The organism is Geomicrobium halophilum (genome assembly GCF_014207655.1).
GTDB classification, from domain to species: domain Bacteria; phylum Bacillota; class Bacilli; order Bacillales; family Marinococcaceae; genus Geomicrobium; species Geomicrobium halophilum.
In genome coordinates this window covers 78,271-91,024 of record NZ_JACHHJ010000005.1, presented here as the reverse complement: position 1 = coordinate 91,024, position 12,754 = coordinate 78,271, and the positions used below count along the sequence as shown (strand labels likewise).

Sequence of the window (12,754 nt, the reverse complement as noted above, 5' to 3'; positions counted from 1 at the left end):
TAGAAATGAGCCTCCCTGAGGAGCTCAAAAAAGACAGGACCTATTTCGGCCTGCCTTCTCTGTAACCTTATTCAGCTGTCGACTGAATTTGATTCATAATAAATCGGCTTTTCGGAATCGTAGGCATTCGTTCCATACTATATTCCAACTCTTGTTCCGGAACCTCGTACTCCACATGGTTAATGAGAAACTCCAGGCTTACTTGCATGAGCATGATGGTGATCCATTCTCCTGCGCAGCGATGGCCCATATAATGATCGCCGCCGCCTTGAGGGACAAAAGCAAACGGGCTTCCTTCCCATTCTTTGAATCTTTCCGGCCTGAATTCATTAGGTCTGTCCCATAGATCAGGGTGATGATTAATGCCGTATACATCGAGCATGACAAGCGTGTTTTTCTTAAAAGGGTATCCTTTCCATGTGAAGTCCTTTCGGGCATTAGCACCTAGAAGAGGTGTAAAAGGATAATACCTGCGGATTTCTTGAACGAACATACGATTATAGTTTCCATCTCCAGCACGCAGCTTCTCCGTTTCTTCCGGATAATCATGCATAGCCAGAGCACCGAAAACAACATATCTGCCAATGGCCACAATCGGTCGTAATATATTAATCAGTTCTACTGCAGCCGTGTGCGTATTCAACAGCTTCCCTTTTCGATCTCGATGATTGGCGATAACGTAAGCTGCCGTATTTTCTGGTGGCTGGAGTTTTTTAGAGCGAATTTGCTTAATGATTCCTTCAATCCATTTCTCTGAACTCTGACGAGCCTTTTTCCCGCGTTGATACCGCTCACCAACGCCACCAAAAGCGTCGATCATGAAACCGAATTCTTGCGCTCGCTGTTCAACCATCTCTTCTTCGATCGGAACCCCAGCCCACTCACAAGCACTCCGACACATCACTTCCTCAGCTTCATCGAACAATACAACTTGGTTCTTCATTTTCCAGTCCGGAAGCTTGGCTTTCCAATGTTTCATCGTAATCTTTTCAATATCTTTTAACCTTTCTGGTGTCATTAACGATAAAAACATCAGCTTTCGATGTTTATGTTCCTCATCATCCAGCCCTTGAACACCATTCTCACCAAACAGCGACTTCTCAACTCTTTTCGGCGCCACATTTTTTCGTTTAAAAAGATCTTCATCGTAAAATAACTCAGCCGCGTCCTCGCCACTAATCAAAATGACTTTCTGCCCTAAAAGACGTGTCTGCACAATATCCGAATCTTTCTTTTCGCGCCGATTGAGAACAAATCGATACCCTTCGTTTAACAAGGCAAGCGTATGATCAATCCCCTTCTCCTTCGGGAGCTGCTTTGTCGTCGAGCTCATATAACCCTGCCTCCTCCAGACATAAAATTCCATTGTTTTATTTATTACCGACATAAATGAATACTAAACATCAGTTCTTAAAAGCTGGAAGAGCCAATTACAATCGAGGTATGCAAGACTAAACCGATAGGAGGGATTCGATGACAATGAACACAAGATATTCACTGATCAAGCCTTCCTTTGAATTTCAATATTCGTACTTATCAATGCTAAATGAGTGGAAATCTAATGAGGAGAAGTTGGTACCTTTCGTTTTGCATTTGGATACCCACCCATTCGAAATGATGCTCAAAACGCTGGAGGACTATGAGGAAAGCAAGAATTTGCCTCAGAAACTAGTGGCAATTTCTACTTATTGGTTGATCAAGGACCAACACCACTTGCTGGGAGTCTGAACATTCGTCATCACTTAAATTCCTATCTTCTCGATTTTGGCTGACACATTGGATACGGAATCCGCCCCAGCGAAAGGGGAAAAGGCATGGCAAATATCATTCTGTCATTAGCCATCAAGAAATTAAATCGCATGAACGTAAAGCAAGCATTGCTCTTTTGTGATCAAATAATATGTCTTCACAAAAGTCGATAGTGAATAATGGGGGTGTATTTGAATCAGAAGTATTATATGAAAGGAACATTTTGCAAAGATATTGGGCGAGGACGTGAGAGTATGCAAGCCAGAAAGGAAAAACAACGGCCAGGTCACAAGGAATGACCTAACCGATGTATCCTAATTAAACATTACTTTATCCTGGCCAAAGGCTCCTTCAAAGTGCTGAGTGAATTGTTTTATACTATCTGTTGTTCCTTGATGCATGATCAATTTCTCAAAAATATCTGGAGCAATGGTTAATTCATGTACACCTGCAAGCATTGCCTCTTCTGCTTGACGAACGTTTTTGAAACTAGCTGCTATCACGCGTGTAGGCATCTGATACAGGTGAAAAAGATGCATAATGCGCTCAAGAACTTCGCGGCTGTCTCCATGCTGGTCATCAATTCGATTGACGTAGGGAGCTACGAATGATGCTCCCGCTTTACTTGCAAGAAATGCTTGTTGAATTGTGAAAATTCCAGTCGCTGTGGTACGAATCCCTTTTTCATAAAAGGATTTAATTGCTTTAAAGCCTTCTTTAGACACAGGTACCTTAATAATGACTTCTCTATCAAAAGCTGAATAAATACGCTTACCTTCAACAACCATTGCTTCTGCGTTCTCAGATACCACCTGTACATGAAGTGTTTGCTTATCATTAAGAATTTGATCTAACTTCTTAATTTGTTCCTCAGCAGAAACGTTTTGATTGGAGGCTAAGATCGATGGATTTGTCGTTACCCCATCAATTGGCAGCCAAGCAGATAGGTCTTTATACTTTTCAGCGTCTGCAGAATCAATTAATAGTGCCACCCTCATTAATAATCCCCACTTTTTAATGCATTACTTGCCCACCAGTTACATTGATGGACTGTCCAGTCATATAGGAAGCTTTCTCAGAAGCATAGAAAATGACTGCATTTGATACATCGTCATAAGTGCACCCGCGTTTCATAGGTACTTTATCCTTATAAACTTGTTCAACTTCATCCTCGTCAATGCCAAGCTTATTGGCATATGATGGTATTAAGCTCTGAAACATCGGCGACTCTAACAAGTTACCTGGTAGTATAGAATTTACACGTATATTATGCTCGGCCAAGTCTAAAGCTAGGCTTTGGGTAAGACCTATACCGCCAAACTTTGATGCAGAATAACCAGAATTATGCTTACTCCCCACCTTACCGGATTTAGAGTTGATTTGAACAATATTTCCGCTTCCTTGCCCGATCATCACTTTACTAGCTTCCCTTGCGCACAGAAAATAACCTGTTAAATTCACATCTAGGGTCATTTGCCAATCGGAAAGATTAAAATTATCAATTTTGGTACTCCGAGCAACTCCCGCGTTATAAACAAGCAAGTCAACAGTTCCAAACTCTTCTTTAGTACGAACCATAAGTGCTTTGACTTCATCTTCATCTGTCATGTTTGTTTCTAAACCAAGTGTCTTGTTCCCCGTAGAATTAGAGATTTTTTGGGCCACGGTTTCAGCTTTACATCCTTGTAAATCGGCCACCACTACATTGTATCCTTCTTCACTTAACCGTAGACTCAAATGTTCCCCTAAGTTCTGTGCTCCTCCTGCTACAATAGCTGTTTGCGCAGTCATCCCCTATCACTCCTACTCCTATTGTTATTTCTTTATTTAGTAATCGTGATGCTATCTCCTACCTGGAGGTCAGGAAGGTCACCTTCTTCTACATAGAGCGTGCCCGGTAGTTCAGCTTCCTTTGAACCATCTGCATGAATCGTGATATGACCAAGTGAATATAAATTTTTTTCGACAGCACTCCCAACAGCTGTAATTTTAAAAAAGTGGTCACCAATAGCTATTGTATTACCTGTTTCAATCTCACCGTCCAGGTTATTTTCCTCATGAAGAATACTGAATTCAGCGAGTTCATCGGGCGCATTATTTTTAAAAAGGACAATCATACCTTCTGACAAAAATTCTGATGCGCTTGCACCTCGGTTTGTAATTACTGTGTTATACACCTGCATGTCAACTAACTCCTCTCATTGTAAATAGATAATTATAAGTTATCGTACATTCCAAAACTAGCTAGCCATGCAACAAATACTGTTGGTGCTCCTGTTAAAAATCTTCCATACAAAACAGCCGGTACCCCAACTTCAACCGTCTCTGGTTCTGCTTCTGCTAACCCTAGACCCACAGGCACAAAATCTGCTGCTGCTTGAGAATTAATAGCAAAAACAGCTGGCAAAGCGAACTGTGGTGGAATATTTCCATTGGCGATCTCCACACCAATTAAAGATCCAATCACCTGACCTATAACCGCCCCAGGCCCAAGAAATGGCGAAAGTAAGGGAAAAGAAACAATGAGTGATAGAATAATCAACCCCCAAACTGTCCCTCCTAATGGCGATAGAACATTAGCAATGATGTCACCAATTCCGGAGGCCTGAATCAACCCAATCAATAACGAAACAAAAGCCATAAAAGGAAGTATTGTCTTTATAACCGTATCAATGGAATCGCGGCCAGCCTGATAAAAGACATTTACAATGTTACCCATTGCTTTTCCAATTCGAGACATAACATTTTCTTGACTCTTAGTCTCACTGATTTTCTTTGAAGAATCATATTTCGGTGTAGATCCAGATTCTACATTTTCATCGATTTCCTCAGGAGCATCTGTATGATCGACCTCATCTTCATCACTAATATTTTTAGGACTCTCGTCTTCCGTATATTGCACATTATCTGGTTTAACACCTGATACATAAATGTCTTCCACAATGTATTTTGCCATTGGCCCACTTTGACCGGTTGGCATAACATTTACTGTGGGAATACGTTTCTTAGGGTACAAGCCAGCGCGTAAAGTCCCGCCACAGTCAATGACAACGCAAGCCATTTCATCTTCGGGGACAGATGTATTAAATCCATTAATCAGCTCTGCCCCTGTCATTTCCGCGATCAGGGAAGCTGCTTCAGAAATTTGACCTCCAGTAATATTTACTATTTTATTCTTTTTGTCTGTGGGGTGAATCGTAAGCGGCCCACCAAAACCCCCAGACCCTCTTTCAATACGAACCGCTTTATAATTACCCATTCGGAGATCCCCCCATCGAAGATTTAGCTACAGTTGACTTTAGTTTCACCTTTTGCTGTTTCTCAACGTATGAAACCATCCAGTCTGTTACAAGTCCTCTAAACATATTCATTACTAGACCAACTAGGAAGTATCGCATCGCGAGTTCTGCGGTTGAACCTCCGAGTGAGGTGATCCCGTTCGCTATACCTAAAAAAATAAATAATTCAGCCGGGTTTACGTGCGGAAACAACCCGTTCATCGTATGGGTAGAGAAACTGGCGGAAGCATAATACCCTGGTTTGTGTCGCTCTGGTAAAAAGCGCCCGAGTGATAATGTCATTGGGTTCAGGAAGAAAAAAGTTCCAACGTGTGGCAAAATTAAATAGCGTGTAAATATATTTTTTGATGACTTTGCTGCAAGTTTTTCAATACGTTCTTGTCCCACGAACTGTATTACAGCATTCATAGCTACAAGCAGCATAATAAGCAAAGGGATGATATCCGTAACAAGGTTTACAAATTGCTCCCCGCCCTCTTCAAAAAGACCAATAAACCCTTCAGCCAAAGCAACTAACCAATCCATCAATCATTCACCTCACGTTTTCCTGTAAATAATCTCGTAACTCCTGAGAAAAGTTTTTCGAATGGACTCTTTGGTTTTGGCACTTCTCCCCCTGCTTTCACAACACGGTAAACATGTCTTGCATCATTAAGTGCTTTTTTTGAAAAACGGTCTAATTTCCTTTCCACGTCTTCTTCCGTTTTTAGTAAATATTGATTTTCCAAATGATATACCGGTTTAAACCTTGCAAATATCGTTAACCCCTGCATTTTTTCAGCACGTATAATTTTGGCAGAATTATCAACTGATAAAAGTAAAACGACTCCACTACGAAAAAGTCCACGTGATCGTCCAATCGCAACTTTCCCTTCTGAACGCATTACAGCATAACGTTGATTAAAATTCTTGATTTGCCAAAATCCTAATGCGCTTTGAATCAGAAAGGCTATGCCTAGAGCTAGACCAATGAATATTAGAGTCATGGAGTTATCCCTCCCTCCTGATTAGTGCTTCTGCTGTTGGTTCGTCAATCACTAAATGTGAAATATATCCACCATTTATAGCACCAACAATCGATTCAAGTTTTTCTTCAGATTCTGCTACGGCAATGGTGGCACGATTTTCTTTTAGGCGATCCAACTCTATCGCTATTGTACGTTCTTGTAGAGATGCGGTCGTTTCCAGCCCATCAATATTGTAAAAACGGGAACCAATATCCCCAACAGCCTTGTCCTTTTCCAACATTTGATCTTCTCCATTTTCAAGAAACCCAGCCCATACTAAGTTTGAAGAACGTATCGGAGCCCCTATTCCGATGATCGCTACCGTGAGTTTGTCCCACAACTTCAATACATCGCGCATATATTCTGAACCCATAATTTCATCTCTTGTTTCCTTAGATTGGACAATCGCTGCGGAATCAATATAATGGGCTCTTGAATGATATGCTTTTGCAAAGTTGTAAGCGATAGTATTTACATGATGTTCCACACGCATTTTCCCCGGTCCACCAACGATTGGTACAAAATCAGCATCAATTTTCCGTTTTCTTTCAATCAAATTGGCCATCGTCCCCATGGTCTCCCCCCATGCCAAGCCAACGTTGTCCCCCTCCTTTAAAATTGAATCAAGCAAGGATATAGCGACGTTCCCAACTGCTTTTAACCTTGATGACCTTGTGGATTCTGCATTTACAGGAACGACGATAAACTCTTGTATACTCCCAAACTTTTCTTTAAGCCTGCGTTCTAAATCGACTTTGACTCGATTCGATTCAACAACTTCAATTCGCACGATTCCTTCCTCACGTGCTTTTTGAAGCATTCTTGTAATTGTTGTTCGGTAAATACCCAATTGTTTGGAAATTTCGTTTTGAGTTAATGCTTCTTCATAGTACATTTTTGATACCATAATCAGATTTCTTTCTTCATTCCAATTCAAAAGTTCCCACCACCTTTTGCACATTTGTGCAAACATTGAACATAAGTGCTTCTTATAAGTAATATAAATCGCTTTCATATTGAAGTCAATGAATACAATAAAATCCGTATAAATCAGAATATTTTGATTTTAATATCTCTCTATGAATACGCTTATTAGACATAATAAAAGACTGCCCTAAAAAAGGCAGCCCTTCTCCTACTCTATTACATCCCGGCTTCATACTGGAGACGTTTCGATAGCTCTCGGAATTGCTCTTCATCAAAGCCTGGGGCATATTCTTCTGGAACATGCTCAAGATCCGGGATTTCTCCACCTTCTGGAATGCCATCGACGACTTCCAGCTCTCCTTCCGGGCCAACTGGTGTCGGTCCATTCCAGATACGGTTGAGTAAGTTATAGTCATCATCGCTGAAGCGATAGAGTTTGCGGTGTGTACCTTTTTCCTCATATTTTCTCGCGTGGTGGAATTTGGAGTTGTCCAAATCAGGAACAGGCAGCATTTTCATCATATTCACGCCTGTAATTTCTTCAAGCGCTTTTGCATAAGCGACAGCGTGCACGCCTCCGCGTACGAGTAAATAACCGGCTAATTCTCGTGCTGTCTCATTATCTGTCATCTGATAGACACGCATCTTGTGGGTACGCGCGCCACACTCAAGATAGAAGTTATGCAGCAAGTCATTAACGAGATTACCGCTGGAAAATACATTGTCCCCTGTCCAAGCTTTGCCGCTTGAATCAGTTGGTAAAGCGTTTTGACCGCCTAGAATGAAATTAAACTTATTCTCATACCCCATCACTGGAGCAAGTGGTGTTTCATCTGGATTTGTGCTTCCGTTGCCAACGGAACCATCAAGATTAAGGTTGATCGTATTTGACACTAATTCCACATGTCCGATTTCTTCAGCTGTGATGTTCGCAATCAGTTCATAAAATGGCCGCAACTTTTTCTTGCTCCTGAAGTTAAACGATTGAAACATGTAATTGTTTAACGTCGACATCTCACCAAATCTTCCGCCTAGTAACTCCTGAACAACCCCTGCTGCTTCTGGGTCTGGTTGGTCTGGTCTCGGTAGGTCAATTTGCAACTTGTCGACTCGCTTAAACAAAGCACATACCTCCTAAAGATTATTTTTCATGTGCAAATACAACCACATTTGGTATATTACCCTAATAGATTCCAGAAAAAACTTATTTTTTCCTCCTAAGTATAAATGGCTTCATAAATCAGCCTTGCTGCCATCACAAACACCGTTAACAAAAGAACCCATTTCACCGCTCCCGTTTTTCCTCCGGTAATAATGTTGCTTCCAAGCCATGCCCCGCTTGCATTCCCTACAGCCAGCAATAATCCAAGCAGCCAGTTCACTTCCCCGTTTACACCAAAAACGATGAGAGAAACAAATACATAAGCTCCTGCCACCATTATTTTGACACTGTTAGCATGGATAAAAGATAGATGAAAAACGAGCAAAGATGTGAACACAATATAAAAACCGGCACCAACCTGAATAAAACCACCATAGAATCCAATCGCAAAAAATAAAAGGATGCCAAGTATTTTCCTCGGCATAGATAGTGCTGATTCAGAACCTGGTCTTTGTGATGGATCCCATACAATAAATATAATCGTCACGATCATGGTCACAGCGAGAATAACCTGAAAGATCTCATCACTGATAGCAACAGCCGCAGAAGCACCAAGAATCGAACCAAGAACTGCGGGTAATGTGACGATGGCACTCACCTTTTTCTCAAGCTGCCCTTTCCGATGGAAAGCATAGATTGCCGTTATACTTTGAAGAACAATTGCCACCCGGTTCGTTCCATTCGCTTCCGCCGACGGAAGGCCGAGAAAAATCAGCATCGGTAGCGTGAGCAACGATCCGCCTGCTGAAACCGTGTTGATAACCCCTGCGACGAACCCAACTATAAAAATCACTGGATAAACCCATATGTCCAATGTATAACCCTCACTTACTTCAACTATCCTTCTACTATAGCATATAAGTCTATTGATCATAGGGTTCCGGTGCCCAACTGTAAGCTTTATATCGTGCAGGGCTATCCGTAAACCTACTTTCTTGAAGGCGTAACAGGATTAGCTATATAATAAATAAACACGGGTCACTATCAAATCCAGTTTCAAAATCTAAATGGAGGAATACATCGTGGAACCCATTACCGTTACGCGTGTGCAAGAACTTATTGATACTTTTGCTCAGAAAGATATTTATTTACATTTAGAGACCACCAATGGAGCTTACGCTTCCCATTTTGACCAGTCATTTTTCTCAGCAAGTGCTTATATACGAAACGCCCATATCAACTATAAACAAGGGAAAATTACAGGCCCTGGACCTTATCGCGTCGGCCTAGAATTGGAGATCGGCTGGGTATATGGCGAGGGGCTTACTCATTTCGAGTTAAATGAAGATGGTGAACTGATCCTTGCGGGGCTTAACCAGGATGGAAAAATAGCTGTAGCACTGGAACTATCAAATCAACCATTTAGAAAGTAAGGAGGGGATCACATGAAGGAAGAACGTCAAGTGCTCGTCATTTTTCCGCACCCTGACGATGAAGCTTTCGGTGTTTCCGGTACGATGGCCGCTCATATTGCCAATGGTACTCCTGTCACCTACGCTTGCCTGACGCTAGGAGAAATGGCAAGAAATGTTGGGAACCCCCCGATTGCTACACGCGAATCTTTGCCGGATATCCGGAAAAAAGAACTACAAGAAGCAGCGGATGCCATTGGATTAAACGACCTTCGCATGATGGGCTTTCGTGATAAAACGCTCGAATTTCTAGCCCCAGGCGTATTAAAAAGTGTGGTGGAGGATCTGATCGAAGAATTGAACCCTTCCCTGGTCATATCATTCTACCCTGGTTATTCCGTGCATCCAGATCATGACGCCACTGGAGAAGCCGTAACTGAAGCGCTCGCGGATATCCCGAAAGAAAAACGACCGACATTTTATGCGCTAGGCATTACACTAGAAAATCCAGACATTGTCTATTCTGTAAAAGAATTTACAGAACAAAAACTCGATGCGTTACGCGCACATTACTCCCAATTCGGGGCAAATAACCCTGAAAGAGAGGAAAAGTATCGCAGCGGAGACCGTGACCTTGTAGAGCGATTAGAGAATGAACGCTTTTTTCACTTTAAATTTGCAGATGATTAGTCAGCAATGCCCACGTCGGCATTGCTTGTTTTTAAAGATCTAAGGGATATTCGTTTTGAGGAGGATAGATTCTCGGAAAAGCTTTAGGGAGCATAGGTGCAGCATAGCAGGTGGAACAGTACCAATGATGGAAGCACCGTCTGGCTAATCGGAAAAAACGGAGTCACTTAAAAGAATATGTCTGCATCATACCCGAAAAATGGGAATGCTGCTTACACACCAACATTCCCAAACATATCTATGAAAAGGAGCAAGAACTTATGTTACTCCATGATTCTATACAAAAAAGCTTTCGGCTTTTTCTAACTGTTCTTCTTGTTCGGCTGGCAAATCATTTTCATCAACGATTGCACTGACTGGGCAAGCAGCAACACAAGCACCACAATCAATACACGTATTTGGATCAATATAGAATTGGTCAGCGCCCTCTTCTATACAATCGACCGGGCAAATGCTAACACATTCTCCTGCCTTTTCATCACGACACGTATCCATTATTACAAAAGCCAAAGTAATCCTCCCCCTTTGTCTTTCAAAGACTACTTATATTGAGCTTTATCCAAATTTAAAAAGCGTAAAGCATTAAGACCATGGATCTTATTTTTTTCTTCCAAATTCAAGGTTGCTAATTGATCCACAACTTTTCCAGATGGAACTTCACGTAATAAAAACGGATAGAACGATATTTTGGCACTTTTAGAAAAACACGAAGGTATGGGAAAAAATGGATTCCAGCTTTTGTTAATCGTCTACATACACAGTATGCCCTGTGATGGATAAAGAATCGAAAAAAAGCAGAGAATGCCCCCTGCTTTGACCCTTAATGGCTAGTATTTTTTTAATAAAAACCGCAGTGGAATAAGGGAAATTAAAATGATGACGAGCGCAGCGGGTGCTGCATAGTGGTAGAAGGACTCATTGGTTTCATACCAGATTCTAACCGCTAAAGTATCAAATCCAGGCGGACGTAAAAGCAGGGTCGCGGGCAGCTCTTTAATCGCGCTTACAAAGACGAGTGCGCCTCCTGCAAGAATTCCAGGCCTGATTGAAGGAAGCACCACTTTAAACATCACTTTCCACGGTGGGTGTCCAAGGCTTCTTGCCGCTTCATCAATTCTTGGTGAAACAAGACTGAGCGAAGCTTCTCCTGACTGCATGGCTTGGGGAAGAAAGCGGATGACAAAGGCGAACGCAATCAGATAATGCGTGTTATACAACCACGGGATGTGTTCATTAAAAATAAAAATAATCGCGAGTGCCACAATCACCCCAGGTAGAGCATAACCAGAATAGCTTAACTTCTCAATCACAGAAGTTATCGGAGACGGATAGCGATATTTCAAGTAGATCACCGGGATCGCCAACAGCATACAAGCCACAGCCGCATAGCCAGCTACACGAATGCTATTCCACGTGTATTCCCAAAAGTCACTATCAATCGCCCCTTCCCCTATCCCAATATATGTCCAATAAATAAGCACAAGTATGGGCACGAGCACGGATAGGAAAAAGACTGTAAATACATACAAGATCGCGGGGATTTTCCATTTCCCTAAACGAAGGGCTTCAGGCTCCTTGTATGAATTAGACGTCTGGTAATATGCATTTTTCTTTCGTGTTTTGCCTTCCAACCAAAGGACAACGAGTGTAATGGCGATCAAAATGACACTTAAAACGGTAGCAGATAAATTATCAAAACTTCCAATTTGATAATAGATAGCCGCTGTGAAAGTTGTGTACCTTAAAATTGCGATGGCCCCAAAATCGGCAAGGACATAGAGCGCTACCAGAATTGCACCTGCCCCGATCGCCGGGCGCAAAAAAGGCACGTTTACTTTCCAGAAAATTTGTGACGTCGTCAACCCTTGAGATCGTGCCACTTCCTCGTAGTTACGATTCATTTTCCGCAAACTTGCCATTGTAATTAAGAAGACATACGGAAATGTAAACAGGGTTAAAACAAAGAAAACTCCTCCAAAGGAGTAAATGTCAATGGGATATCCTCCAAACCATCCCTCCAGTGCTCCGCCTTCTCCCCAAAATTCCGAAGCCCATCCAACGGGCCCTAAAATAATAATGTAAACAGCTGCGCCTATATAAGGCGGGATCACAAGGGGCAGAGCCAAGAGCCACTGCCAGGCTTTCTTAAACGGAAGGTCGGTTCGATGCACGATCCAGGCGAGGGAAACCCCAAGAATTACTGCAAAAACCGTCACCATAACGGTTAATGAAAGGGTATTCCATAAAAGACCAGGAATCCGCTCATCCAAAATGTTCATCCAGCGCTCGGCACCGGCTGAAAAAGAGCGCACCACGACGTAAAGAAGCGGTACGCCCATAATAATAGCAGTAAGAATTCCTAAAAACAGAAGGAGTGGACCTGGAGGGCGGCCTCCCCATAATTTGAACCAATATTTTCTTATGCCTCTGATTCCGTATAGAGGTTTATGATCCCCATAATGATTAAAACCCGAGAAATTGGAGTTAGGCTTCGCCTTCGTTTCGTTATCGATTTGGGTGGGTTGAGCAGAACCTTCGGTCTCTCTATCGCGTTGGCTCATGATTATA

15 protein-coding genes are annotated in these 12,754 nt (G+C 42.1%); 3 read left to right on the top strand and 12 right to left on the bottom strand.

Annotated features, from left to right (window positions below):
* Positions 1–67: 67 nt before the first annotated feature.
* Positions 68–1,333 (bottom strand): CYP152 family fatty-acid peroxygenase CypC, encoded by a 1,266-nt coding sequence (gene cypC / locus HNR44_RS15155; RefSeq protein ID WP_184405193.1) that lies wholly within the window; start codon positions 1,331–1,333, stop codon positions 68–70.
* Positions 1,334–1,473: 140 nt separating this feature from the next.
* On the opposite strand from cypC, the gene HNR44_RS15150 reads away from it, so the two are divergent.
* A complete protein-coding gene (locus HNR44_RS15150; protein ID WP_184405191.1) occupies positions 1,474–1,728 on the top strand; it encodes a hypothetical protein in 255 nt (84 codons plus the stop codon).
* Between the two features lie 335 nt (positions 1,729–2,063).
* On the opposite strand, the gene HNR44_RS15145 is transcribed toward HNR44_RS15150, so the two are convergent.
* The 9 genes from HNR44_RS15145 to HNR44_RS15105 all read right to left on the bottom strand — a co-directional run bounded on the left by HNR44_RS15145 (position 2,064) and on the right by HNR44_RS15105 (position 8,958).
* Complete coding sequence (locus HNR44_RS15145; protein WP_184405190.1) at positions 2,064–2,747, bottom strand: transaldolase family protein; 684 nt, start codon at positions 2,745–2,747, stop codon at positions 2,064–2,066.
* Positions 2,748–2,763: 16 nt separating this feature from the next.
* Positions 2,764–3,540 (bottom strand): sorbitol-6-phosphate dehydrogenase, encoded by a 777-nt coding sequence (srlD, locus tag HNR44_RS15140; protein WP_184405189.1) that lies wholly within the window; start codon positions 3,538–3,540, stop codon positions 2,764–2,766.
* A 32-nt stretch (positions 3,541–3,572) separates the two neighbouring features.
* Positions 3,573–3,932 (bottom strand): PTS glucitol/sorbitol transporter subunit IIA, encoded by a 360-nt coding sequence (locus HNR44_RS15135; RefSeq protein WP_184405188.1) that lies wholly within the window; start codon positions 3,930–3,932, stop codon positions 3,573–3,575.
* Positions 3,933–3,964: 32 nt separating this feature from the next.
* Positions 3,965–5,008: a PTS glucitol/sorbitol transporter subunit IIB gene (srlE, locus tag HNR44_RS15130; protein ID WP_184405187.1), complete on the bottom strand. Its 1,044-nt coding sequence runs from the start codon at positions 5,006–5,008 to the stop codon at positions 3,965–3,967.
* A complete protein-coding gene (gene srlA, locus HNR44_RS15125) occupies positions 5,001–5,573 on the bottom strand; it encodes a PTS glucitol/sorbitol transporter subunit IIC (protein ID WP_184405186.1) in 573 nt (190 codons plus the stop codon). Before srlA ends, srlE begins: the two co-directional genes overlap by 8 nt.
* Positions 5,573–6,034, bottom strand: a complete 462-nt coding sequence (locus HNR44_RS15120) for a transcriptional regulator GutM (RefSeq protein WP_184405184.1) — start codon at positions 6,032–6,034, stop codon at positions 5,573–5,575. The genes srlA and HNR44_RS15120 overlap by 1 nt, the downstream gene beginning before the upstream one ends.
* Positions 6,035–6,038: 4 nt before the next feature.
* A complete protein-coding gene (locus HNR44_RS15115; RefSeq protein ID WP_184405183.1) occupies positions 6,039–6,992 on the bottom strand; it encodes a sugar-binding transcriptional regulator in 954 nt (317 codons plus the stop codon).
* Positions 6,993–7,198: 206 nt separating this feature from the next.
* The gene (locus HNR44_RS15110) at positions 7,199–8,104 is read right to left on the bottom strand and encodes a manganese catalase family protein (protein ID WP_184405182.1); all 906 of its coding nucleotides are present in this window, start codon (positions 8,102–8,104) and stop codon (positions 7,199–7,201) included.
* 95 nt (positions 8,105–8,199) lie between these two features.
* The gene (locus tag HNR44_RS15105; protein ID WP_184405181.1) at positions 8,200–8,958 is read right to left on the bottom strand and encodes a sulfite exporter TauE/SafE family protein; all 759 of its coding nucleotides are present in this window, start codon (positions 8,956–8,958) and stop codon (positions 8,200–8,202) included.
* A 208-nt stretch (positions 8,959–9,166) separates the two neighbouring features.
* Between HNR44_RS15105 and HNR44_RS15100 the strand changes: the two genes are divergently transcribed.
* Together HNR44_RS15100 and bshB2 are read left to right on the top strand one after the other, a co-directional pair.
* Positions 9,167–9,517, top strand: coding sequence for a DUF1806 family protein (locus tag HNR44_RS15100; protein WP_184405180.1), 351 nt, complete (start codon positions 9,167–9,169; stop codon positions 9,515–9,517).
* A gap of 12 nt (positions 9,518–9,529) precedes the next feature.
* Positions 9,530–10,186 (top strand): bacillithiol biosynthesis deacetylase BshB2, encoded by a 657-nt coding sequence (gene bshB2 / locus HNR44_RS15095; protein WP_184405179.1) that lies wholly within the window; start codon positions 9,530–9,532, stop codon positions 10,184–10,186.
* A 276-nt stretch (positions 10,187–10,462) separates the two neighbouring features.
* Here bshB2 and HNR44_RS15090 read toward each other — a convergent pair whose 3' ends face one another.
* Both HNR44_RS15090 and HNR44_RS15085 read right to left on the bottom strand, forming a co-directional pair.
* A complete protein-coding gene (locus tag HNR44_RS15090) occupies positions 10,463–10,696 on the bottom strand; it encodes a ferredoxin family protein (protein ID WP_184405177.1) in 234 nt (77 codons plus the stop codon).
* A 317-nt stretch (positions 10,697–11,013) separates the two neighbouring features.
* Positions 11,014–12,747: an ABC transporter permease gene (locus HNR44_RS15085; protein WP_184405176.1), complete on the bottom strand. Its 1,734-nt coding sequence runs from the start codon at positions 12,745–12,747 to the stop codon at positions 11,014–11,016.
* Between the last annotated feature and the right edge of the window lie 7 nt (positions 12,748–12,754).